This is a genomic window from Pseudomonas sp. YY-1 (assembly GCF_002843095.1).
Classification (GTDB): domain Bacteria; phylum Pseudomonadota; class Gammaproteobacteria; order Pseudomonadales; family Pseudomonadaceae; genus Aquipseudomonas; species Aquipseudomonas sediminis_A.
Window position 1 is genome coordinate 1 of the sequence record NZ_PJLX01000010.1, and the last position, 23,851, is coordinate 23,851.

Below are 23,851 nucleotides of genomic sequence, written 5' to 3' on the forward strand. Positions count from 1 at the left end.
TTCGATAGTCATGGCATTGATCCTTGTCGGTAAGTTAGGGATGGGTTGGTTTGCTAATCTTTTGTGCGCTAACCGTTTCCATGGAGCGAACTATATTTCGCAAAACATTGGCGCGCAAGATAAATGCATGGAAGATTTAGCTATACCCCCTTGCGCTCATTGGCATAAGCGCGGCGCGGGTCGATGTTTGCTCTGGCGCTCGTCGCGGATATTGAGTGTTTCGCAGGCAGGTCGGTGCGCTGTGTGCACCTGATCAGCTGCCTGGGGCGCCATCTGTGGTAGGCTGTGGCGATTTTCACCGGTCCGTCTTTCGACAGGAGTGTTCATGTCCCTGACCCGTATTTCCCTTGCTCTGGCGCTCGCGCTGGGCAGTAGCGTCGCTCTGGCTGCCGACCCCGATCAGGCCATTCGCCAGTCGCTCAAGTCGCTCGACGCCAACCTGCCTATCGAGGCCATCGCCGAGAGCCCGATGACCGGTATCTATCAGGTTCAACTGGAGGGAGGGCGTCAGCTCTACACCAGTGCCGATGGTCAGTTCCTGATCCAGGGCTATCTGTTCCAGGTCAAGGACGGCCAGGCCGTGAACCTGACCGAGATCGAAGAAAGCCGTGCGGTGGCACAGCAGATCAACGCCATTCCGGCCAAGGAGATGGTGGTGTTTGCGCCCAAGGCGCCGAAGACCCATATCACCGTCTTCACCGATACCGACTGCGGTTACTGCCAGAAGCTGCACAGCGAAGTGCCGGAGCTCAACCGTCTGGGCGTCGAAGTGCGTTATGTCGCCTTCCCGCGCCAGGGGCTGAACAGCCCGGCGGCCAAGGAGTTGGTCAGCGTCTGGTGCGCCAAGGATCAGCAGGATGCGATGAATCGCGCCAAGACTCGCCAGAGCGTTGCTGACGCTACTTGCGATAACCCAGTGGCCAAGCAATATCAGCTTGGTCAGATGATTGGGGTTAACGGCACGCCGGCCATCGTCCTGGCCAACGGCAAGATGATTCCGGGTTACCAGCCGGCGCCGCAGTTGGCCAAAATAGCTTTGGAGTCAAACGACTGAGTGCGGATTGACTAACAAACAGCCGCTTCGTAAGGTGCGGCTCTTTATCTGCGGCCGGGGCATGCTCCGGCCGTTTCGTGCAGTGCTGATGGGGAATTGAGTGTGAAGCCGGTCAAAGTAGGCATCTGTGGGTTGGGCACCGTCGGTGGCGGTACGTTGAATGTACTCAAGCGCAATGCCGAGGAGATTACTCGGCGCGCCGGTCGCGGCATCGAGATTGCCCAGATCGCCATTCGCTCGCCCAAGCCTCAGTACGACACCACCGGCATTACCATGACCAGCGATGTGTTCGAGCTGGTCAACAACCCTGAGATCGATATCGTCATCGAGCTGATCGGTGGCTACACCCTGGCCAAGGAGCTGGTGCTCAAGGTCATCGAGAATGGCAAGCACGTGGTCACCGCCAACAAGGCGCTGATCGCCGTACACGGTAACGAGATCTTCGCCAAGGCACGCGAGAAGGGCGTTATCGTCGCGTTCGAAGCTGCCGTGGCTGGCGGTATCCCGGTGATCAAGGCGATCCGCGAAGGCCTGTCGGCCAACCGCATCAACTGGTTGGCTGGCATCATCAACGGTACCGGCAACTTCATCCTCACCGAGATGCGTGAGAAGGGTCGTGCCTTCGAGGATGTACTCAAGGAAGCGCAGGCGCTGGGTTATGCCGAAGCGGATCCGACCTTCGACGTCGAAGGTATCGATGCCGCGCACAAGCTGACCATCCTGGCCTCCATCGCCTTCGGTATTCCGCTGCAATTCGACAAGGCTTACACCGAAGGCATCACCAAGCTGACTACCGCCGACGTGAATTATGCCGAGGCGCTGGGTTATCGCATCAAGCACCTGGGCGTCGCTCGTCGTACCGAGGCAGGTATCGAGCTGCGCGTGCATCCGACGCTGATCCCGGCCGACCGTCTGATCGCCAACGTCAATGGCGTGATGAACGCGGTGATGGTCAATGGCGATGCGGTTGGCAGCACGCTGTATTACGGCGCTGGTGCCGGCATGGAGCCGACTGCTTCGGCAGTGGTGGCCGATCTGGTGGACGTGGTGCGTGCGTTGACCACCGACCCGACTAATCGCGTGCCGCACCTGGCGTTCCAGCCGGACTCGCTGTCCGATCACCCGATTCTGCCCATCGCCGAGTGCGAAAGCGCTTATTACCTGCGCATCCAGGCCAAGGATCATCCGGGCGTGCTGGCTCAGGTGGCGAGCATCCTGTCGGAGCGCGGTATCAACATCGAGTCGATCATGCAGAAGGAAGTCGAGGAGCAGGACGGCCTGGTGCCGATGATCCTCGTGACCCATCGTGTGGTCGAGGCGCGTATCATCGAGGCTATCGCCGCCATGGAAGCGCTGGATGGCGTGACCTCGCCGGTCATGCGTCTGCGCGTCGAACAGCTCAACTAATCCCGTGTCCACCCGCAGGCGCAGGCCTGCGGGTGCAGCCGAACGAAGGTTTATCCCATGCGCTATATCAGTACCCGCGGCCAGGCGCCGGCCCTGAATTTCGAAGACGTGCTGCTGGCTGGCCTGGCCAGTGATGGCGGCCTCTACGTGCCGGAGAATCTGCCGCGTTTCACCGTCGAGGAAATCGCTTCCTGGGCTGGTCTGCCGTACCACGAGCTGGCCTTCCGGGTGATGCGCCCGTTCGTTGCGGGCTCCATCGCCGATGTCGATTTCAAGAAGATCCTCGAAGAAACCTACGGTGTATTCGAGCACAACGCCGTTGCGCCGCTGCGTCAGCTCAACGGTAACGAGTGGGTGCTCGAGTTGTTCCACGGCCCAACCCTGGCGTTCAAGGATTTCGCCCTGCAACTGCTCGGCCGTCTGCTCGATCACGTATTGGCCAAGCGCGGCGAGCGCGTGGTGATCATGGGTGCCACCTCCGGTGACACCGGCTCGGCGGCCATCGAAGGCTGCAAGGCCTGCGATAACGTCGACATCTTCATCATGCACCCGCACAACCGTGTGTCCGAGGTGCAGCGCCGGCAGATGACCACCATTCTCGGTGAGAACATCCACAATATTGCCATCGAAGGCAACTTCGACGACTGCCAGGAGATGGTCAAGGCCAGCTTCGCTGATCAGGGCTTCCTCAAGGGCACGCGCCTGGTAGCGGTCAACTCGATCAACTGGGCGCGGATCATGGCCCAGATCGTTTACTACTTCCATGCGGCGCTGCAGCTCGGCGCGCCGGCGCGCTCCATCGCCTTCTCGGTGCCGACCGGTAACTTCGGCGACATCTTTGCTGGCTACCTGGCGCGCAACATGGGCCTGCCGGTCAGCCAGTTGATCGTCGCCACCAACCGCAACGACATCCTGCACCGCTTCATGAGCGGCAATCAGTACGTCAAGGAAACCCTGCACCCCACCCTGTCGCCGTCGATGGACATCATGGTCTCGTCCAACTTCGAGCGCCTGCTGTTCGACCTGCACGGCCGTAATGGTGCCGCCATCGCCAGCCTGATGGACAGCTTCAAGCAGGGCGGCGGTTTCAGTGTCGACGAAGATCGCTGGACCGAAGCGCGCAAGCTGTTCGATTCGCTGGCGGTGGATGACGAGCAGACCTGCGAAACCATCACCGAGGTGTACAAGGAATGCGGCGAGCTGCTCGATCCGCATACCGCCATCGGTGTGCGCGCCGCGCGTGAGTGCCGTCGCAGCCTGGCGACGCCGATGGTGGTGCTGGGTACCGCGCATCCGGTCAAATTCCCTGAGGCAGTGGAAAAGGCCGGCATCGATGCGGTCCCTGCATTGCCGGCGCACCTGACCGATTTGTTCCAGCGCGAGGAGCGCTGCACGGTGCTGGCCAATGACCTGAAGACCGTGCAGCAGTTCGTTGCGGCTCACGGTAATCGCGGCAAACCGCTCTGAGGTGTTCTGCTTCGATGAAACCGGCGCCCTTGTGGCGCCGGTTTCGTTTGTGGCTGGCTCAGAGGGCGAAAATCAGTGCCAGCAGCGCCATCAGAATGATCAGGATCAGCCAGATCAGTGCGTTCAGGCGACTGGCTCGCACGACGCCTGCGCCGCGCAGATGCACGGGTGGATCGTCTTCCAGGTATTGATCGATGCGGCGTTCGGCTTCCTGCTGATCGTTGGCCAGGTATTCGCTCAGCAGGTCGATGGCGGCCTGACGTTGGCCTGCATGCACGAGCTGGCGTACTGCGGGTGGGAGTTCATTCATGGCACTGTCTGTCTCTCGGGTTGGCGGTCATAACTGAGACCCGGTTAGCGCTTTTTTGCGTGCGCAACGAAGGTACCTGAGGTTTAATTCGACACTTCGCGAATGGATGCGTTTTAGCCGAATCATGGATGAGCCCAGGTGCCTGCCTCTCTTCTTCCCATTCCAGTCCGCTTTTCGGTTGCCTTGCGCCGAGGATGACGGCTGCGCGCTCGTCTGACGAACGGCATCACATTTATCACATGTGAGTTCTTTACATGTTCACATGTAAGGGTCTAGTCTGCGTTTCATGGACAACAAATCATCAGCCCATTACCAGCGTCTTTATCGTCAGCGTCTGCGTGAGCAGGGGTTGGTCAAGAAGGAAGTCTGGATCTTGCCCGAACATGCACCGTTGTTGGTCGCGTTCGAGCGCAAACTGCGCCAGCCACAGTCACTGCTGGCTTCGATGGAGAAGGAGGAGGGTATGAGCATGCCTCAAGTTTGGACCGCCCAGGCGCTGCATGAAGCGCTGGCGGCAACGGAACTGTTCCAAAGCGCTCAGGCCAGTATCGAACTGATTCAAGGTGCCGATGCCAGCCTGCACATCACCATGCGTGAGTACGGCGACCTGCCGTTGTTCATCGCTGTATTCGGTGAGCAGATCATCGTCGAGGCACTGCTTTGGCCGGCGGCGGACGTCAAGGATGCGGCGACCTTCAACGAAGAAGTACTGCGTACCCACAAGCTGTTCCCGCTGTCGTCCATCGGCCTGGAGAAAATGGTCGACGGGCGCGATTGCTACACCATGTTCGGCGCGTTGAGCTCGTCCTCGACCTTGTCCGATGTGGTGTTCGAAATCGAGTTGCTGGCGGACAACGTGATCAAGGCCACCGAAGCCTATGAAGGCTTCCTCAAGTCCGGCGCCTGAGAGGAGAGAAGACGATGAATGTCTGGAGCAAAATGCTGACGGCGCTGCGTGGCGGCGCCAATGAAGTGGGTGAGGCGGTGGTCGATAGTCAGGCCCTGCGCATCCTCGATCAGGAAATCCGTGACGCTGATGTCGAGCTGCGTAAGTCCAAGGAAGCGCTGGCCGAGATCATGGCCAAGCAGAAGTTGGCCAGCGACAAGGTGAACAAGAGCGCGGCGAGCATTGCCGAGTACGAACAGTACGCGCTGAAGGCGCTGGACGCGGGCAACGAAACCCTGGCCAAGGAAGTCGCCGAGAAGATCGCCAACCTGGAAATCGAACAGGCCAGTGAGCGTGAGCAGGCTGAAGGCTTCGCCGCCAGCGTAGCCCAGTTGCGCAAGGCCGTGACCCAGGCTGAAGGCAACATCAAGCGCCTCAAGCAGCAGGTGGATACGGTCAAGGCCACGGAAAGCGTGCAGAAGGCGCAAATGGCTGTGGCTCAGCGCTACGGTGGCTCGCAAGCCAAGCTGCAGACGGCGGTCGAGTCGCTCGAGCGCATCAAGCAGAAGCAGGCCGAGCGTGCGGCGAAGATGGAGGCTTCGGCTGAACTGGCTGCCACCAGCGCGCCGGACGATTCGCTGGAAGCCAAACTGCGTGCTGCCGGCATCAAGGCCGACAACGCCAGCGCCGACAGCGTGCTGGCCAGGCTGAAGGACAAGTCCAAGGCCTGATCAGAGGCGCATGAACCGGCAGGTGCGAACCATCGCACCTGTCGTATGGATTCGGGAAAAGGAAAGCCATGGAACTCTTCCTGCAGACAGCTCTGTCATTCCCCACCGCTATCTACAGCTTCCTGCTGTGCGTGGCGGTCATCTACTGGTTGGTCGTCGCCGCCGGTCTGCTCGAGGTCGATTTGCTCGACGTCGAGGCCGACTCGATGATGGAAGGCAGCGGCCAAACCGAAGGCCTCGCCGGCCTGCTCTACAAGCTCAAGCTCGACGGTGTGCCAGTCACTCTGGTGCTGACGCTGCTGTTCTTCTTTGCCTGGTTCGCCTGCTACTTCATCGAGCTATGGCTGCTGCGGCACCTGCCGTTGGGCATCCTGCGTTATCCGCTAGGGCTGGTGATCATCGCTGGCGCCCTGGTGCTGGCTGCCCCCCTGTGCGCGGCAATCTGCCGGCCGCTGCGGCCGCTGTTTCACAAAATCGAGGCGGTCAGCAGCAAATCGGTATTGGGCCAGGTGGCCGTGGTGCGCAGCGGCCGTGTTACTGCCACTCATGGTGAGGCGGTGCTGGAAGATGGCGGCGCTGGTTTGATCCTGCGGGTACGTGCCGACGAGGCACTGGGTTTCAAACGCGGCGACCGCGTCGTGCTGCTCGAGTACCTGGCGGCCGAACACGCCTATCGCATCATCACCGAAGAAGAGTTTCGCGGCATCTAGCCGACCATTCGTACGTAACAGAGGGCTGGCAGAGTGGGGCGTTGCCTAACCTGCCTGCACAACTAGCAAAGGAGTAGAGCTGTAATGGAAAACGTCATTCCCTTTATCGTCGGGGCAGGGCTGGTCGTCCTCTTCATCATTGCCCTGATCGCCTTGTTCAAGGCCTTCTACATCAAGGTTCCGCAGGGCACCGCGCTGATCGTCAACGACATGAGCTCGACGCCCAAGGTGCACTTCACCGGCTCCTTGGTTTACCCGGTGATCCACCTCAAGGAGTTCATGAAGATCTCCCTGATTACCCTGGAAGTCGATCGCCGCGCGAAGGATGGCCTGATCTGCCGCGACAACATGCGCGCCGACATCACCGTAGCCTTCTACCTGCGCGTCAACGAAACCCAGGAAGACGTGCTCAAGGTGGCCAAGGCCATCGGCGTGGAGCGTGCTTCCGACCGTGCGGCGGTCAACGAACTGTTCAACGCCAAGTTCTCCGAAGCCCTGAAGACCGTCGGCAAGCAGTTCGATTTCGTCCAGTTGTTCGAGAATCGCCAGGACTTCCGTGATCGCATCGTCGAAGTGATTGGCAACGATCTGAACGGTTACGTGCTCGAAGACGTGGCCATCGATTACCTGGAGCAGACGGCCAAGCACTCGCTGGACCCGAGCAACATTCTCGATGCCGAAGGTATCCGCAAGATCACTGAGCTGACCGCTGCGCAAAACGTCATCACCAACGAACTGGAGCGCAACGAAGAGCTGGCGATCAAGAAGAAGAACGTCGAAACCCGCGAAGCGACCCTGTCGCTGGAGCGTCAGCAGGCCGATGCCGAAGCGCGCCAGAAGCGCGAGATCGAGACCATCCGTGCCCGTGAGGAAGCAGAAACCCTCAAGGTGCGCGAGGAAGAGCGCCTGAAGGCCGAGCAGGCCCGCATCCAGACCCAGCAGGAACTGGACATCCGCGCCGAGAATCACCAGCGCGAAGTGGAAGTGGCGCAGCAGAACCGCCAGCGTGCCGTGGTCATCGAGGTGGAAAAGGTTACCCGCGCCAAGGATCTGGAAGTGGTCTCCCGCGAGCGCGAGGTCGAGCTGCAGCGCATCGAGAAGGAAAAGGCGCTGGAAGAAGAGCGCAAGAACATCGCCGCCGTGGTGCGCGAGCGTGTTGCGGTCGAGAAGACCGTGGCGCAGGAAGAGGAGCGCATCAAGGAAGTGCGTGAAGTGTCCGAGGCCGAGCGTTTGAAGCAGGTCACTGTGCTCAACGCCCAGGCCGAAGCCGAGCAGGAGCTGGTGCGCCAGGTCAAGCAGGCCGAAGCCGACGAAACCCGTTCCAAGCACAAGGCGGTGGAAATCAACAACCTGGCCCAGGCCGAACTGGAAGCAGCCGCCAAGAGCGCCGAAGCCAAGAAGAAACTGGCCGAAGGTATCGAAGCCGAACGCGCCGCACCTGGCCTGGCCGATGCGCGTGTGCGTGAAGTCACCGCTGCCGCCAAGGAGAAGGAAGGTCTGGCCGAGGCTCGCGTGCAGGCCGAGCGCCTGATCGCCGAAGCCAAGGGCGAGCAGGAGAAGGGGCTGGCGCAAGCGCGTGTTACCGAAGCGCAGGCAGCTGCCAAGGAAAAAGACGGCCTGGCCGACGCCAAGGTGCTGGAAGAGAAACTCGGCGCCCAGGCGCGCGGCGAAGAGCAACTTGGCACCGCCAAGGCCAAGGCGACCCAGGATCTGGGTATGGCCGAAGCGCAGGTACTGCTGGAGCGTCTGAACGCCGAAGCGGAAGGTCTGGGCAGGAAGTTCGGCGCTCTGGATTCGCTCAGCGACAACGCCCGCCAGCACGAAGAGTTCCGCATGCAGCTGGAGAAGAGCTTCGAGGAGGCCATGGCCGCCATCGCTGCGAACAAGGACATCGCCAAGGATCAGGCCGAGGTGCTGGCTACCGCGCTGGCCAAGGCGAAGATCGAGATCGTCGGCGGCGAAGGCGACTTCTTTAATTCGTTCGCCAAGTCGTTGTCGGTGGGCAAGGCCATCGAAGGTGTGGTGGGCAAGAGCCCGGTGGTGCAGGACGTGCTGTCGCGCTTGCTGGCCGGCAAGGCGGCGCCCGCAGCGCCGGTGGCCGCGCCAAGCGCAGGGCCTGATCAGGCCTGAGCGCGTTGCCTGTAGGGTGGGCTTCAGCCCACCACTGGCGACACGAGCGGCGGACAAAAAGAGCGTTGTCCACCCTACCGGCCACAGCATGCCGAGCCTTGTGGGAGGGGCTTTAGCCGCGAACCTCCCACGCATTTTCCAGACCCTTGCCCTGCTGATCGGGCGAGGGTGCTCGATGCCGAATATCCAGGAAGAACACGATGTCGGACGCACAAACACAGGACGTATTGGACAAGGCTGTCGCCGAAGGCGGCGCCTACGAGGTGCTGCAGCGGCGCCTGCAGGAGCAGGGTCAGCGCCTGCGCAGTTTGACCGAGACGCTCAATGGTCAGCGTCTGGCCGAGTTCGGCAGCAGCGCCATGGAGGCTATCGGTCGGGTGCGTATCCGCACCGAGAACAACTGCATCGCCCGCGATATCGTCCAGGTCGGTGAATGCCTGCTGTTCGGCTACAACGTGTTCCTGGGGCTGAAGAAGGAAACCAGCGTCGCCGACGTGTTCTCCCTCTACCGCCTGGTGGAAACCCCTGACGGCTTCGATGCCGAGTCAGTGCCGCTGGAGGGCAGCTTCCTGGCTCAGGCCAGTTTCGTCGCCGATTTCAACGAGCTGTACACCTACTACAAGAACACCCGTCTGCTGCAGCTGGCCATCCGTGACGGCAAGCTGCTGGCGAGTTTCCAGATCGGTGAGCGAATCACCGACATCCGCGTGTTCCGCTGGTCGATCTCCACCGACGGCAAGGACGTCCGCTACATCGACAACCGCGGTGAGCGCGATATCGCGTTGCCGGCGCCGTTCGACTTCGAGTGGCAGAAGACCACCCGCGAGATGGTGGTCATGGGCCGCCATCCGCACGTGAACATCCTCGACAGTGTATTCGTCGAGACCGTCGGCGGCGATCTGACCATCAAGGTCGAGAACAATACCCAGGACGGCCAGGGTATCTACCGCGAAGCCGTGGTCGACAAGACCCAGTCGCTGGATGACGCGCAGATCGAATACGCGCGCCTGGGCAGCCTGATCCTTTTGAAGATCCTGCCGTACCGCGAGGAGCAGTGGCGCTACCTGGTATTCAACAGCCTGACCAATCAGGTCGAGCGCATCGACGCCATCGGCCTGGCCTGCGTGCAGCTGCCGGAAGACCACGGCATCATCTTCCCCGGTGGCTATTACCTGCAGAACGGCGAGCACAAGACCTTCGAGCAGTCGATGGTCGGCATGCGCTTCAAGCGCTCGGTGCGCTCGCCCAACGGCGAAGACGTGCAGTACATCTTCTACCACCCGGAAGAAGGCCGCGCGGCGCTGTTCACCTACAACATGATCAATCGCCAGTTGCACAACCCGATCTTCGGCCACGGCTATGCGCGCCTGGAAGACGGGCGCATGGTGATCTTCTCCGCCGAGGGCAGCGAGCCGACCCGCATCCATCCGATGCAGATCTGGCAGACGCCGTTCGAGAGCGAGGACTACGCCGCTCGCCAGCCGGCGCGCAGCGGTTTCTTCGGGCGCATCGGCAATGCTGAACTGGTGCGTGGTGTGTCCGATCTGCTCAACCTCAGTCGCGAGATCGACAGCCGCGAAGTGTCGGTGGCGCGTTACACCCAGCTGTGCCAGAACACTCGTCGTTTGTTCGACATCTATCACTGGCTGGGCGACGCCCAGTGCGCCGAGCTGGCGCCGCTGCTGCGCGAAGTGGCCGCCACTTCCGAGCTGGTGCTCGACGAGTTCGAGAAGGTCGAGAGCATTCGGCAGCAGTCCAGCCGGGCCATGGCCGAGGCCGAGTCGCGGCAGAAGAGCCTGCTCTCGGGTCTGCTGGTCGACAGCTGGGACGAGGTGCAGCACTTCGTCGAGGCGCTCAACGCCATCACTGCGCAGCGCGGCCAACTGCTGACCATCCGCGACTACCGCTATATCGACGTGGCGCGCATCGATGCCATGGAGACCGAGCTGCTCGAAGCGCAGGAACGCGTGGCCACTGCCACCTCGGCTTTCCTCGCCAGCGATGCGGCGCTGCAACCCTATGTGCAGCGCCTCGGCGAGCTGGACACTCTGGCGCAGAAGGCCGAGACCGTCACCCAGCTCAACGAGCCGCTGGTCGAGATGCAGGAGATGGCCGGCAACCTCGACATGCTGTCGAGCCTGATGGCCTCGCTGAAGATCGACGATGCCACCCAGCGCACGCGTATCGTCGAGTCGATTTCCGAGGTCTACGCCCGGCTCAACCAGGCCAAGGCGCGCGCCGAGCAACGGCGCAAGGGCCTGGGTTCGGCCGAGACCGTGGCGCAGTTCGGCGCCCAGTTCAAACTGTTCGGCCAGGGCATCACCAACGCCCTGGCACTGGCGCAGGATCCGGAGAAGTGCGACGAGCAGCTGTCGCGCCTGCTGGTGCAGCTGGAAGAGCTGGAAAGCCAGTTCGGCGATCAGGAACAGTTCCTCAGCGACATTCTCGGCAAGCGCGAAGAGCTGCTGGAAACCTTCGAGGCACACAAGCAGAGCCTGCTCGACGAGCGTCAGCGCCGCGCCCAGGGCGTGCTCGATGCCGCCCAGCGCATCCTCGACAGCCTCGTCCGGCGCACCGCACGCCTGACCCAGATGGAAGAGCTCAACGCCTTCTTTGCCGCCGACCCGCTGATCCTCAAGCTGCGCGAAATGGCCGAGCGCCTGCGTGAGCTCAAGGACAGCGTCAAGGCTGACGATGTCGAAGCGCGTCTGAAGGCCGCACGCGATCAGGCGGTACGTGCCCTGCGCGACAAGAGCGAGCTGTTCGAAGAGGGCGGCAACGTCATCAAGCTCGGCCCGCGTCACCGTTTCAGCGTCAACACTCAGGAACTCGACCTGACCCTGATGCCGCGCGGCGATGCACTGTATCTCCACCTGACCGGTACCGATTTCCTCGAACCGCTGCGCGACGAGACGCTGGAAAGCCTGCGCGATTACTGGCAGGTCTCGCTGGAGTCCGAGTCGTCCGCGCTTTACCGCGCTGAATACCTGGCGGGGCTGGTGCTGGACGCGGCTCTGGGCGGGCGTGAAGGACTGAGCCTGGATCTGCTCAAGACCCATCTGGCGCAACCCGATGACCTGACCCGGCTGATCCGCGACTTCGCTGCGCCGCGCTACAAGGATGCTTACGAGAAGGGCATCCACGACCACGATGCGGCGCTGATCCTGATCCAGTTGCTGCCGCTGCGCGAAAGCGCCGTACTGCTGCGCTACGCGCCGGCCGCGCGGGGTTTCGCCGCGCTGTTCTGGAACCGTTGGGGGCAGGACATCGAGGCCGAGCTGTGGCCGGAGCGGGCGCGCAGCAGCCTGCACCTGCGCCAGTTGTTCGGCAGCGAGGATGGCGTGCAACGCCTGCGCGAAGAGATCGATGCAGCCATGCAGCGCTTTTTGGGCCAGCACCCGCTGCCGGTGGACGCAGCGCAGCGCCAGGCGGCAGCGGTTTATCTGGTGGAGGAACTGGCAGCCAAGCCGGTCGAGTTCAGCTTCAGCAAATACGCCCGGCAACTGCTCGATACCCTGCAGCAACGCATGCAGGCTAGCCATGTCTGGGACGACTACCGCGCTGCGCTGGACAACCTGCGTGGCCGTCCGGTGCAGCGCTGGTCGCTGGCGCAGACCTGGTTCGACGGCCTGTGCGCGCAGGACGCCGCCATGAATGAACTGGCCGACTACGTGCCCGAGGCAATCGCCGTCAGCCTGCTGGATGAAGAATTCCCGCGGCGTTTCACCGAGGTCGATCTGCGTTTCTCCGTCAGCGGCCTGCTCGGCGATCACCCGCGCGTGCAGGACGGTACGCTGCTGCTGGCCATCGACGACTACTTCGCCCGTCTGCGCCAGCATCTGGATCATTTCGTGCCGCAGCTTTCGCGCTACCAGGCGCTGCGCCAGGAGGTCATCAACCGCGAGCGCGATGCACTGCGTCTGAGCGAATTCAAGCCACGGCCGCTGTCGTCCTTCGTGCGCAACAAGCTGATCAACGACGTGTACCTGGGCTTCATCGGCGACAACCTGGCCAAGCAGATGGGCACCGCCGGCGAGAACAAGCGCACCGACCTGATGGGCCTGCTGATGCTGATTTCGCCGCCCGGCTACGGCAAGACCACATTGATGGAGTACGTGGCGCACCGTCTCGGCCTGATCTTCATGAAGATCAACGGTCCGGCCCTCGGTCACGAGGTGCGCTCGGTGGACCCGGCGCAGGCCCCGGACGCCACCTCGCGTCAGGAGCTGGAAAAGCTCAACCTGGCGCTGGAAATGGGCAACAACGTGATGCTCTATGTCGACGACATCCAGCACACCCATCCCGAATTCCTGCAGAAGTTCATCTCGCTGTGCGACGGCACGCGGCGTATCGAAGGCGTGTGGAAGGGCAAGACCAAGACCTACGACATGCGCGGCAAGAAGTTCTGCGTGGTGATGAGCGGCAACCCGTACACCGAGTCCGGCGACGTGTTCAAGATTCCCGACATGCTCGCCAACCGCGCCGACATCTACAACCTCGGCGACACCCTGGGCGGCATGCAGGAGGCTTTCGCGCTGAGCTACATCGAGAACAGCCTGACCTCCAACCCGGTGCTGGCGCCGCTGGCCACCCGCGACATGGCGGACGTCTACCGTTTCGTCGCCAAGGCCGAGGGCAAGCCGTTCTCCGCCAACGAGCTGAGCCATACCTACAGCGCCGCCGAGATCAACGAGATCACCGCCACCCTGCAGCGCCTGATGCAGGTGCGTGACGTGGTCGGTCGGGTCAACCAGCAGTACATCGCCAGCGCCGCGCAGGCCGACAGCTACCGCACCGAGCCGCCGTTCAAGCTGCAGGGCAGTTACCGCAACATGAACAAGATGGCGGAGAAGATCAGCTCGGTGATGAACGATGCCGAGCTGCTGCAACTGATCGCCGACCACTACCAGGGTGAGTCGCAGCTGCTCACCACTGGCGCCGAGGAGAACCTGCTCAAGCTCGCCGAATTGCGCGGCAACATGACGCCCGAGCAGGCCGAGCGCTGGGCGCAGATCAAGCGCGACTTCATGCGCAACAAGGCCATGGGCGGCAGCGATACGGATGTTGGCGGGCGCGTGGTGGCGCAGCTCAATGACCTGGTCGAGAGCGTGCGCGGCCTGGGCGCTACCGGCAAGCCGGCCAGCGAGGCGCCGGGCATTCCCTGGGAGCAGCTGCTGGCTGGCCTGGACAATCTCGGCAAGCTGCGCCCGCAGGTGGAGGTGGTTGCGCCGCCACAGCCGGGCACGCAAAAATTGCTCGAAAGCCTGGCCGATAGCCTGGAAAACAGCTTCCTGCCGCTGATCAGGGCGATGGACAAGAAGATCGACATCGATTTGCGCACCCACAACCGCATGCTGGAAATCTCCACGCAACTACGTGATCTCGGCACGCTGCTCGGGCATGAGCAGCGCAGCGACGCCGCGGACGACGAGGCGCCGTGAGGCGAGGCAGGCTTGTCGAGTTGCGCCCGCTGATCGTGATCAGCGGCGCGATGTTGCTGGTGCAACTGGTCAATGGCGCCCTCGGCGGCGCCTTGAACCTATGGGGTCTGGTGCCCCGGCATATCGAGGCGCTGCCCGGCATTTTCCTTGCGCCCTGGCTGCATGGCAGTTGGGCGCATCTGCTCAGCAACCTCAGCGGCCTGCTGGTGCTCGGTAGCCTGGTGCTGCTGCGCTCGCGCCGCGATTTCTTCTTCGCCAGTGCCTTCATCATCATCGGCAGCGGCATGCTGGTCTGGCTGTTCGGCCGCACCGGCCTGCACGTCGGTGCCAGCGGCTGGCTGTTCGGCTTCTGGGGGCTGTTGCTGGCTCGGGCCTGGTTCGAGCGCAGCCTGCTCGACCTGTTGCTGGCGGTGCTGGTGTTCTTCCTCTACGGCGGCTGGTTCTTCGGCCTGCTGCCGCGTGCCGGCGTTTCCTTCGAATACCACCTGGCGGGGGCTTTCTGCGGTGTGTTGTACGCCGCGCTGACTCGTCGCCGCATTCAACGATAAAAAGGGACTTTTAATGGATTTCAATCGCCTCGATCAGCAACTGCGTGAGAGTTTGGCCGACCTGCGCCTGAGCAATGAGGAGCGCGACGAGCTGCGCCAGCTGGGCAGCGAGCTGAGTAGTGATCAGGTGCGCTTCATGCGCAACCGCGCCTTCGCCCTGGCTCGCGAGTTGATGCGCGAGCCGGCCAACATCGAACCGGTGCTGAAGTGGCTGGAGCAGGTGATCAAGACCCTCGACAGCGTCGGTAGCGCGCCCCGCGTGGAGCATGCCAGCGCTCACTTCAGCCCGGGGGAGAGCTGCCGGCGCAAGATTCGCGAGCTGTGCCGCCAGGCACGCAGCAGCGTGGATATCTGCGTCTACACCATCTCCGACGATCAGCTCAGCGAGGAGGTGCTTGCCTGCCATCAACGCGGCATTGCCGTGCGGGTGATCACCGACAACGAAAAGCAGTTCGACGAGGGCAGCGATATCCAGTGGCTCCGCGACAAGGGCGTGCCGCTGCGCATCGATGCTGGGCCCTTCCACATGCATCACAAGTTCGCCCTGTTCGACGGGCGCCTGCTGCTCAACGGCAGCTTCAACTGGACGCGCAGCGCCACCACCAGCAACGAGGAAAACCTGCTGGTGATCGATCATCCGCAGCTGGTCGCGGCCTATGGCCGTGAGTTCGAAGCACTCTGGGCGCGCTACGCAGGCAACTGATGGATCACCCTCACGCCCGCCAACTGCTCGGCTTCTATCGCAGCTGCTACCTGGCCGATAGCCGCGACCTGGATCTGGACAACCTGAGCAAGCTGCCCGCCAATCGCTGGGCCTGGCTCGATGGGCGCGAGGAGCTGGCCAGCGGAGGCTTGCCGCTGCTGCCATTGGCGGCCGAGCTGGGCCGCAGCCTGGCCGAGGCGCAGGCGCTGTATCAACGCGAGCTGCAACTGGTCTACGGCGTGTTGCCGATCTGTGGCCGGCTGCAACTGGAAACCGGCGCCGCGCAGACGATTTGCGGTCCGCTGTTCTATTACGAGGCCAGCCTGCAGACGACGGCCGACGGGCAGAGCCAGATGTTCGCCATCGACGTGCAGCGCGCCCATGGCAACTGGCGGCTGCTGCGCCGTCTGTTCGATGAGAGCGGCAGTGCTAGTCTCGATGATCTGCCGCTGCCGAGCGGCATGCTGGACGGTGCCTTGCTGGGGCGACTGCTGGCCTGGGTAGAGCGCAATACGCGGGTGGGCGAGGTGAGCGAAGCCGCAGGCTTCCCGCTGTTGGCCGAGGCCGATACCTTGGCCAAGGCGCAGCGTCGTCGCAGCCTGTCGCTGCAGTCCGGTGCCTTCGTCGCCCTGGTGCCGCGCGGCAGTGGCAGTCGCGGTATTGCCCATGAGTTGCAGCTGCTGCAGGAGGCCGAGCAGCTGTCGCCGGCCTTGTTGCAATTGCTCGGTGAAACGCCAGCCGTGCAGACGACCGGCTCGATCAGCACGCCGCAGCGCCTGCCGGCGCAGCTCAGCACGGCGCAATGCCGGGCGCTGGATAATGCCGCGCGTTATCCACTGAGCCAGATTTCCGGTCCACCCGGCACCGGCAAGAGCTACAGCCTGGCGGCCCTGGCGCTGGATCGCTACCTGCAGGGCGAGACGGTGCTGCTGGTCAGCCGTAGTGCGCAGGCGGTGCGAGTGATCGCGCACAAGCTGCGCGAGGATTTCGGCCTGCGTGACGGCGTGCTCGAAGGCGATGGCCAGAGCCTGCGCCAAGCCCTGCGTGAGCGACTGCAGCGCATGCTGCAGGGCGAGATTTCCGAGGTTTCCGAGCAACTGGAGGCGCGTCAACGTAGCGAGCTGGAGGTGCTGACCCAGGCCGAGGTGCGCCTGTCGGCTGATTTTCGCAAGCGCTGCGAGCAGGCCGTGCGCTGGAGTCGCCTGCTGCTGCGCGCCGAGCGCGGCAGTCTGGCGTTCTGGCAGCGCTGGCTGCAGGTGCCCTGGGTACGCAAGCGCATCGATAACAGCGTCTGGCCCTGGGTGTTGCTGGATGAGTTGCGCGATTGTCAGCGCCGTCGGCAGGCGCTCAGCCGCGAGCACCTCAACAGCCATCGCAGTCTGGCACTCAAGCGTCTGCTGGTGGCTGACCGTGGGTTGTTCGTGCGCTACAACCAGGCCATCCGCGCGCGCAATTCGCAGCGTCAGCTGGCCCTGTTCGAGGATATCGACCCGGCGCGCCTGCTCGCTGCCTTCCCGATCTGGGTGGTGACATTGGACGAGCTGCATCGGCTGCTGCCGCTGCGCCCGGAACTGTTCGACGTGATGGTGATGGACGAAGCGACCCAGTGCGACATCGCCTCGGCGCTGCCGGCCTTCCAGCGCTGCAAGCGCGCGGTGGTGACTGGCGATGCGCGTCAGTTACGGCATATCTCCTTCCTCTCCCGCGTGCGCGAGACGCAGCTGCTGCAACGCGCCGGTCTGCAGGCCGAGGAGCGCGAGGCCTGGAGCTACCGTGACAACAGCGTGCTGGATCTGGTCGGTCTGCAACTGGCCAGTCAGGACGCCGTGGTCTTTCTCGACGAACACTTTCGCAGCCGCCCGGCGCTGATCCGCTTCAGCAACGAGCGGTTCTACGACCAGCGCCTGCGGGTGATGAAGGAGCGCCCTGGCTTCGATGCCTGTGACAGCCTGCAATTGCTGCGCATCGAGGGCCGGCGTGGGCGCAACGGTGCCAACGAGGCGGAAGTGGAACGGGTGCTGGAGCTGATCGCGGCGCATCTGGCCGAGTATCGCGGCAGCCCGCTCAAGCCCAGCATCGGCGTGCTGTCGCCGTTTCGCGATCAGGTCGAGCGCATCCGCGCGCGTATCGGCGAAACCCTGCCGCTGGAGCAGCTGCGCGAGTTTCGCCTGCTGGTGGATACGCCTTATGGCTTTCAGGGCGAGGAGCGCGATCTGATGATCCTCAGCTTCGCCATCGATAGGGAATCGAGCCAGGCTGCGGCCTACCTGAATCGTGCCGACCTGTTCAACGTCGCCATCACCCGCGCCCGCGAGCGCCAGGTGTTGCTGTTCAGTGGCGACGAGCACCAGTTGCCAGCCACGCACCTGCTGCGCCGTTATCTGGAATACCTCGAGAAGCCCGGCGCGCTCTGGCAACCCGGTGCCACCGACGCGGCACGGCAGACCCTGTGCGAAGCGCTGCAGGCCCAGGGCGTCAGCGTCTGGAACCACTATCCGCTGGCTGGCCAGGTGCTGGATCTGTTCTGCCGCCGTGGCGACAAATGCCTGGCCATCGACCTGATCGGTTTTCCGGGGGAGGGCGAGGGCTTCCTCGAACTGGAGCGCTATCTGGTATTGACGCGCGCCGGCCTGGAAACCCTGCCGTTGAGCTGTGGCCTCTGGCATGAGGCGCCGCAGCAGGTGTTGGAGGCCGTATTGGCAAGGCTTTGACCGTGTTCCCGGGGTCGCTTTCAGCTATCGTACAGGCCATGTCTGGTAAGTCAGGAAGGCTTACTGAAAAGCCCTGGAAGCTCTTCGATGTCGATGTTGCAGTTGCACCTGCCCACCCTGTTAGTCGCCAGTACGGCGGTAATCGGCTTGTGCGGGTTGTTGTTGATCTTCAGCTGGTTGCAGGGGCGCCAGCAGCGGGCCCTGTTATGGACTGGCGCGATGATGCTGTTGGCCGCGCTGGGGCTGGTGCTCAATGCCTTGCGCGGTGGAGGCTTCGATTGGGTGCCAATTGTGCTGGGCAATATCGTGCTGCTGCTGTGCATCGCCATGAACTGGTCGGTGATGCGCGTGTTCTGCGGTCGCCCGCCATCCTATCCCTGGGTCTGTGCGGGGGCTGCGTGCTGGGCGCTGTTGTGTCTGTGGCCGACCTTCTACACCAGCCTGCCGGCGCGGGTCGCCGTGCATACCCTGATTGCCAGCCTATACCTGCTGGCCGCCTTGGTCGAACTTTGGCGTGCACGGGGCGGACTCGAGGTCTCGGTAGTGCCCATGGCGGTGCTGATCTGCCTGCACTTGCTATTTCTGCTGTCTCGCCTCTTCCTCGGCCCCAGCACGACGACCCACGGTGATGTTCAATCGAACCCGCTGTTCACGTTCGTACTGATCGAAAGCATGCTGTATGCCGTCGGTGTCGCCTTCATGGTGCTGTCGATGGTCAAGGAGCGCGCTGAAAAGCAATTCCGCCAGGCTGCCTATTCCGACGAGTTGACCGGTGTCGGTAATCGGCGAGCCTTCTTCGAAGCGGGCGAGCGCCTGCTCAGCCTGTGTCGGCGTCAGCGCCGTCCTGTGGCGCTGCTTTCCTTCGACCTGGATCATTTCAAGGCGATCAACGATGAGCTCGGCCACCAGGAAGGCGACCGGGTGCTCAAGGCCTTTGCCTGCGGTGTTGCGCAGAACCTGCGCCGTAGCGACGTGTTCGGGCGCATCGGTGGCGAAGAGTTCGCCTGCCTGATCGACGGCAGTGGTAGCGATGCCCTGGCGCTGGCCGAGCGTATTCGTGTCGGCTTCTCCGCGCTGGCGCCCAAGGGGCGTGAGCAGAGCGTGAGTATCGGCCTGGTGGCGCTGGAATGGGGAACCCATGACCTGCAGTACCTGCTGACCCTGGCTGACAAGGCGCTTTACCAGGCCAAACGCGACGGGCGTAACCGGGTCGAGATCTATCAGTGTGACGCTGGCGCTTCAGCGGGCGGCGCAGAGGTGCGCTAATCGCGGTAGACTTGCCGCCTTTCCGACCAGCCAAGAAGCCCGCCATGGCCCTGCCATCGACCACCTACAAGATCGACCTGAACCTCACCGACATGGATCGCAGCGTCTACGAGAACCTGCGTTTCACCGTTGCCCGTCACCCCTCGGAAACAGAAGAGCGCCTGGCCGCGCGGCTGATCGCCTACGCGCTGTTCTATCACGAGCAACTGGCGTTCGGCCGCGGCCTGTCGGATGTCGACGAGCCGGCGCTGTGGGAGAAGAGCCTGGACGATCGCGTGCTGCACTGGATCGAAGTGGGCCAGCCGGACAGCGAGCGCATCACCTGGTGCTCGCGGCGCACCGAGAAGTTCAGCCTGGTGGCCTACGGCAACCTGCGCGTCTGGCAGACCAAGTGCCTCGATCCGGTGCGCAGCCTGAAGAACATCAATGTAGTCGCCCTCGCCCAGGAAGCGCTGGCCGACCTGGCCCTGGACCTGCCGCGCTCACTGACCTGGAGCGTGATGATCAGCGATGGCGAACTGTTCGTCACCGACGAGCGTGGTCAGCATGAGATCCCCATTGAGTGGCTCGTTGGCGAGCGTTGAAGCCGTAACCCGGTACGGTTCAGTTCCCTCTCCCCTTGGGGAGAGGGCTAGGGAGAGGGGGATTTCGGCGACGCGGTGTTGCAGGATGAGCCCTCTCCCCCAGCCCCTCTCCCATAAATGGGAGAGGGGAGAAAAGCCACTCCCATGCGAACATGAAGAAGCACCATGCGTATCGAAGCCCGTCCCTTACCCACACAACTGCCTGACCTGGGCAATCTGCCGCCTTTGCTGACCCGTCTCTACGCCGCTCGCGGCGTGCAGTCTGCCGAAGAGCTGGACAAGGGGCTGGCGCGGTTGATCCCTTACCAGCAGCTCAAGGGCATCGACGCCGCGGTCGAACTGCTGGTGCAGGCGCTTGAACAGCGCCAGCGCATCCTCATCGTCGGTGACTTCGATGCCGATGGCGCCACTGCCAGCTCGGTCGGTGTACTCGGCCTGCGCCTGCTCGGCGCGGCGCATGTGGATTACCTGGTGCCGAACCGTTTCGAGTATGGCTACGGCCTGACCCCGGAGATCGTCGCCGTGGCTCTCGAACGCCAGCCTGATCTGCTGCTGACTGTCGACAACGGCATTTCCAGCGTCGATGGCGTGGCAGCCGCCAAGGCCGCCGGGCTGACGGTGCTGGTCACCGACCACCATCTGCCTGGGCCGGAACTGCCGGCCGCCGATGCCATCGTCAACCCGAACCAGCCAGAGTGCAGCTTCCCGAGCAAGGCCATGGCCGGCGTCGGGGTGATGTTCTACGTGCTGCTGGCACTGCGCGCTCGCCTGCGTGAGACCGGCTGGTTCGCCAGCCGTGTGGAGCCGAATCTGGGCGAGCTGCTCGACCTGGTGGCGCTGGGCAGCGTCGCCGATGTGGTGCCGCTGGATGCCAACAACCGCATCCTGGTCCATCAGGGCCTGGCGCGTATTCGTGCCGGCCGGGCAAGGCCGGGCCTGCGTGCGATTCTCGAAGTAGCCGGGCGCGATCATCGGCGTATCACCTCCACCGATCTCGGTTTCATCCTCGGCCCTCGGCTGAATGCGGCAGGGCGGCTGGATGACATGAGCCTGGGCATCGAATGCCTGCTTTGCGACGACGAGGCGCTGGCGCGCGATATGGCGGTGCAGCTCGACCAGCTCAACCAGGATCGCAAGGCCATCGAGCAGGGCATGCAGCGCGAGGCGCTGGCCCAGCTCAAGGACCTGTCACTGGACGACATGCCATTCGGCTTGTGCCTGTTCGAGCCGGACTGGCACCAGGGCGTGATCGGCATCCTCGCTTCGCGCCTGAAAGAGCGCTATCACCGTCCGGCCATCGCCTTCGCCGATGCTGGCGAGGGCATGCTCAAGGGCTCGGCGCGTTCGGTGCCGGGGCTGCATATCCGCGATGCGCTGGACGCCGTGGCGGCGCGTCATCCGGGGCTGATCAGCAAGTTCGGCGGGCATGCCATGGCTGCCGGGATGTCGCTGCCGCAGGAGAATTTCGGTGCGTTCGCCGTCGCCTTCGATGCCGAGGTACGCCGCCAGTTGTGTGAGGATGACCTGACTGGCCGCCTGCTCTCCGACGGCCAGCTCGATGCCACTGAGTTCCACCTGGAACTGGCCCGCGCTCTGCGCAACGCAGGGCCCTGGGGGCAGCATTTTCCCGAACCGCTGTTCCATGGCGTGTTTCAGATCGTCAATCAGCGCATCGTCGGTGAGCGTCACCTGAAGCTGGTACTCAAGACCGAGTGCGGCAGCGTGCAGCTCGACGGCATCGCCTTCAACATCGATCGCGAGGTCTGGCCCAATCCGACGCTGCGCTGGGCCGAAGTGGCATACAAACTCGACCTCAACGAGTTTCGTGGCAATGAAACCGTGCAACTGATGGTGGCGCATATCGCCCCGCGTTAATCCGCCAGGCCGGCCAGCACCTCTCGCAGTCGCTCGCGTGTTGCCGCCGTGCAGGGCAGCAGCGGTGCCCTCGGTTCCTCGCCGATCAGGCCCTGAAGCGCCAGCGCCGCCTTGATCGCCGATGGGTTGGCTTCGGCAAAGGCGGCTTGCATCCAGGGCAGCAACTGATAGTGCAACTGACGGGCGCCCTGTAGGTCACCGGTAGCTACGCACTGTTGCATGCGTACGTACAGATCGGCGCGGACATGTGCCGACGCTGATATGGCGCCAGCGCCACCCAGGCACAGTGTGTTGAATATCTGCGTGTCCTCGCCGGCCAGCACCTGCACTTGGCCTTCGGCGATCAGCGCCATGGTGGTTTCGGCGTCCCCCGCACAGTCCTTGATGGCCTGGATATTGGGATGGCTGACGATGCGGCGCAGCGTGTCGCGCTCGATACGTATTCCGGTTCGATAGGGAATGTCGTAGAGCACCAGCGGCACCTCGGCTGCATCTGCCAGCGTGGTGAAAAAGTGCTCCAGCCCGGCCTGGGACGGACGGATGTAGTAAGGCGCCGGCACCAGCAGGCCTGCCAGCGGGCGCCGCTGGATTTCCCGTTGCAAGTTGAGCAGGGCATTCAACTGGTTGCCAGCCAGGCCCATGATCACCCGGTCTGGGGGTACCCGCTGGAGCACGGCATCCAGCACGGCGAGCTGCTCGCTCTGGCTGAGCGCAGCGGCCTCGCCGGTGGTGCCACAGACCACGAAGCCAGCGACGCCATCTTCCAGCAGCTTCCCCAGCAGGCGGTCGAGGCTGGTGAAATCGATCTCACCGTTACGCAGTGGGGTGACCAGCGCCACCCAGATACCCTGAAAATTGGACATGCAAAAAACTCCTTGCGACTGACCGTCTGGTCGCCGTCAGGGAGGGTGCGGGAATCGAGCGGGAGGGGAGATACAACCTGGCGCTTGTCCTGTCAGCCCATCTGACGGGACAGTGCCCCGGTCAAATGAGCGACTGTTTCTTGGATTTCTTGGCAACGACGACGCACGCGCACTGGCAGGCAGTGAAGCCTGGGCTCAGTGGTAGGTGGTCGTAGGTGGCGTACATGGAGAGCCCGTTGCATAAATCGTTCGGCGATGGTGCTTGTCCGGCAACTCGGCTGTCAAGGCGGCTGTCGGTAATATCTGGAAGCATTCAGCTGGCTGCTGGGCCAATTGCCGAAGCCTACACTCGGCGAAATTTCCTCTGGAGGATGCTTGATGAACACTCGTGGCTTGCTCGATCAACTGCTCAAATCCGGGCAGGACTTGCTGCAACAGAAAGGTGCCGGTGGTTCGTCCTCCGGACTGGGTGGTGCGTTGGGTGGCTTGCTCGGCGGTGGCGGCGGTGCAGGCAAGACGGGTGGTAGCGATCTTGGGGCGATGCTCAAGGGCGCCGGTGGCGGTGCCGCGTTGGCCATGCTGCTGGGCAACAAGCGTGTGCGCAAGGTAGGTGGCAAGATGGCCGTTTATGGCGGTCTGGCCGCGCTCGGCGTGATGGCGTACAAGGCCTATGGCAACTGGCAGGCGCAGCAAGCCCAGCAGGGTGGTGCGCAGCCGGTCGAGCCGCAAACCCTGGATCGTTTGCCGGCGCCGCAAGTCGAGCAGCACAGCCGCGCCATTCTCAAGGCGCTGGTGGCGGCGGCCAAGGCCGATGGTCATGTCGATGAGCGTGAGCGTCAGTTGATCGAAGAGGAGTTGGGCAAGCTGGCACAGGACGGCGAACTGCAGACCTGGCTGCACACCGAACTGAACAAGCCGCTGGACCCTGCCGATGTGGCACGCGCCGCAACGACCCCGGAAATGGCCGCCGAAATGTACCTGGCCAGCGTGCTGATGGTCGACGAAGAGCACTTCATGGAGCGCGCTTACCTCGAAGAGCTGGCGCGTCAGCTGCAGCTGGCGCCTGCGCTGAAGAGTGAACTGGAAGCTCAGGTGCGTATCGAGGCGCAGCGCGTCTGACGCGCTGCCTCAGACCAAAAGATCATTCATCCTCGCACCCGGCTTG

General features: G+C 63.2%; 17 protein-coding genes. 15 read left to right on the top strand and 2 right to left on the bottom strand.

Translation table 11 applies throughout. The annotated features are described in order from the left end of the window. The first annotated feature begins 325 nt into the window (after positions 1–325). From dsbC to thrC, 3 genes are all read left to right on the top strand, one after another. Positions 326–1,054 (top strand): bifunctional protein-disulfide isomerase/oxidoreductase DsbC, encoded by a 729-nt coding sequence (gene dsbC, locus CXP40_RS14850; protein ID WP_106734383.1) that lies wholly within the window; start codon positions 326–328, stop codon positions 1,052–1,054. Between the two features lie 102 nt (positions 1,055–1,156). Beyond that, positions 1,157–2,461, top strand: a complete 1,305-nt coding sequence (locus tag CXP40_RS14855) for a homoserine dehydrogenase (RefSeq protein ID WP_106734384.1) — start codon at positions 1,157–1,159, stop codon at positions 2,459–2,461. A gap of 57 nt (positions 2,462–2,518) precedes the next feature. Beyond that, positions 2,519–3,928, top strand: a complete 1,410-nt coding sequence (gene thrC, locus CXP40_RS14860; protein ID WP_106734385.1) for a threonine synthase — start codon at positions 2,519–2,521, stop codon at positions 3,926–3,928. A 58-nt stretch (positions 3,929–3,986) separates the two neighbouring features. On the opposite strand, the gene CXP40_RS14865 is transcribed toward thrC, so the two are convergent. Further along, positions 3,987–4,238: a hypothetical protein gene (locus CXP40_RS14865; RefSeq protein WP_099525788.1), complete on the bottom strand. Its 252-nt coding sequence runs from the start codon at positions 4,236–4,238 to the stop codon at positions 3,987–3,989. A 286-nt stretch (positions 4,239–4,524) separates the two neighbouring features. On the opposite strand from CXP40_RS14865, the gene CXP40_RS14870 reads away from it, so the two are divergent. The 11 genes from CXP40_RS14870 (at position 4,525) to recJ (ending at position 21,823) form a co-directional block, all read left to right on the top strand. Beyond that, on the top strand, positions 4,525–5,145 hold the full coding sequence (locus tag CXP40_RS14870; protein ID WP_092377070.1) for a YjfI family protein: 621 nt from the start codon (positions 4,525–4,527) through the stop codon (positions 5,143–5,145). 14 nt (positions 5,146–5,159) lie between these two features. After that, entirely contained in the window at positions 5,160–5,855 is a 696-nt protein-coding gene (locus tag CXP40_RS14875) for a PspA/IM30 family protein (protein ID WP_106734386.1), read from the top strand. Positions 5,856–5,923: 68 nt separating this feature from the next. After that, positions 5,924–6,565, top strand: a complete 642-nt coding sequence (locus CXP40_RS14880) for an OB-fold-containig protein (RefSeq protein ID WP_106734387.1) — start codon at positions 5,924–5,926, stop codon at positions 6,563–6,565. Between the two features lie 84 nt (positions 6,566–6,649). Beyond that, positions 6,650–8,695 (top strand): flotillin family protein, encoded by a 2,046-nt coding sequence (locus CXP40_RS14885; protein WP_106734388.1) that lies wholly within the window; start codon positions 6,650–6,652, stop codon positions 8,693–8,695. Positions 8,696–8,895: 200 nt separating this feature from the next. Beyond that, entirely contained in the window at positions 8,896–14,136 is a 5,241-nt protein-coding gene (locus tag CXP40_RS14890; RefSeq protein ID WP_106734389.1) for a DNA repair ATPase, read from the top strand. Then, a complete protein-coding gene (locus tag CXP40_RS14895; RefSeq protein ID WP_106734390.1) occupies positions 14,133–14,684 on the top strand; it encodes a rhomboid family intramembrane serine protease in 552 nt (183 codons plus the stop codon). The genes CXP40_RS14890 and CXP40_RS14895 overlap by 4 nt, the downstream gene beginning before the upstream one ends. 13 nt (positions 14,685–14,697) lie before the next feature. After that, on the top strand, positions 14,698–15,387 hold the full coding sequence (locus CXP40_RS14900) for a phospholipase D-like domain-containing protein (RefSeq protein ID WP_106734391.1): 690 nt from the start codon (positions 14,698–14,700) through the stop codon (positions 15,385–15,387). Further along, positions 15,387–18,098 (top strand): DEAD/DEAH box helicase, encoded by a 2,712-nt coding sequence (locus CXP40_RS14905; RefSeq protein WP_256579457.1) that lies wholly within the window; start codon positions 15,387–15,389, stop codon positions 18,096–18,098. Before CXP40_RS14900 ends, CXP40_RS14905 begins: the two co-directional genes overlap by 1 nt. Positions 18,099–18,185: 87 nt before the next feature. Beyond that, entirely contained in the window at positions 18,186–19,364 is a 1,179-nt protein-coding gene (locus CXP40_RS14910; RefSeq protein ID WP_106734393.1) for a GGDEF domain-containing protein, read from the top strand. 44 nt (positions 19,365–19,408) lie between these two features. Then, complete coding sequence (locus CXP40_RS14915; RefSeq protein WP_106734394.1) at positions 19,409–19,948, top strand: YaeQ family protein; 540 nt, start codon at positions 19,409–19,411, stop codon at positions 19,946–19,948. Positions 19,949–20,113: 165 nt separating this feature from the next. Continuing rightward, on the top strand, positions 20,114–21,823 hold the full coding sequence (gene recJ / locus CXP40_RS14920; RefSeq protein WP_106734395.1) for a single-stranded-DNA-specific exonuclease RecJ: 1,710 nt from the start codon (positions 20,114–20,116) through the stop codon (positions 21,821–21,823). On the opposite strand, the gene dapA is transcribed toward recJ, so the two are convergent. Beyond that, a complete protein-coding gene (dapA, locus tag CXP40_RS14925; RefSeq protein ID WP_106734396.1) occupies positions 21,820–22,686 on the bottom strand; it encodes a 4-hydroxy-tetrahydrodipicolinate synthase in 867 nt (288 codons plus the stop codon). The two genes, recJ and dapA, sit on opposite strands and share 4 nt — an antisense overlap. 378 nt (positions 22,687–23,064) lie before the next feature. On the opposite strand from dapA, the gene CXP40_RS14935 reads away from it, so the two are divergent. Beyond that, entirely contained in the window at positions 23,065–23,805 is a 741-nt protein-coding gene (locus tag CXP40_RS14935; protein WP_106734397.1) for a tellurite resistance TerB family protein, read from the top strand. Positions 23,806–23,851: the final 46 nt, after the last annotated feature.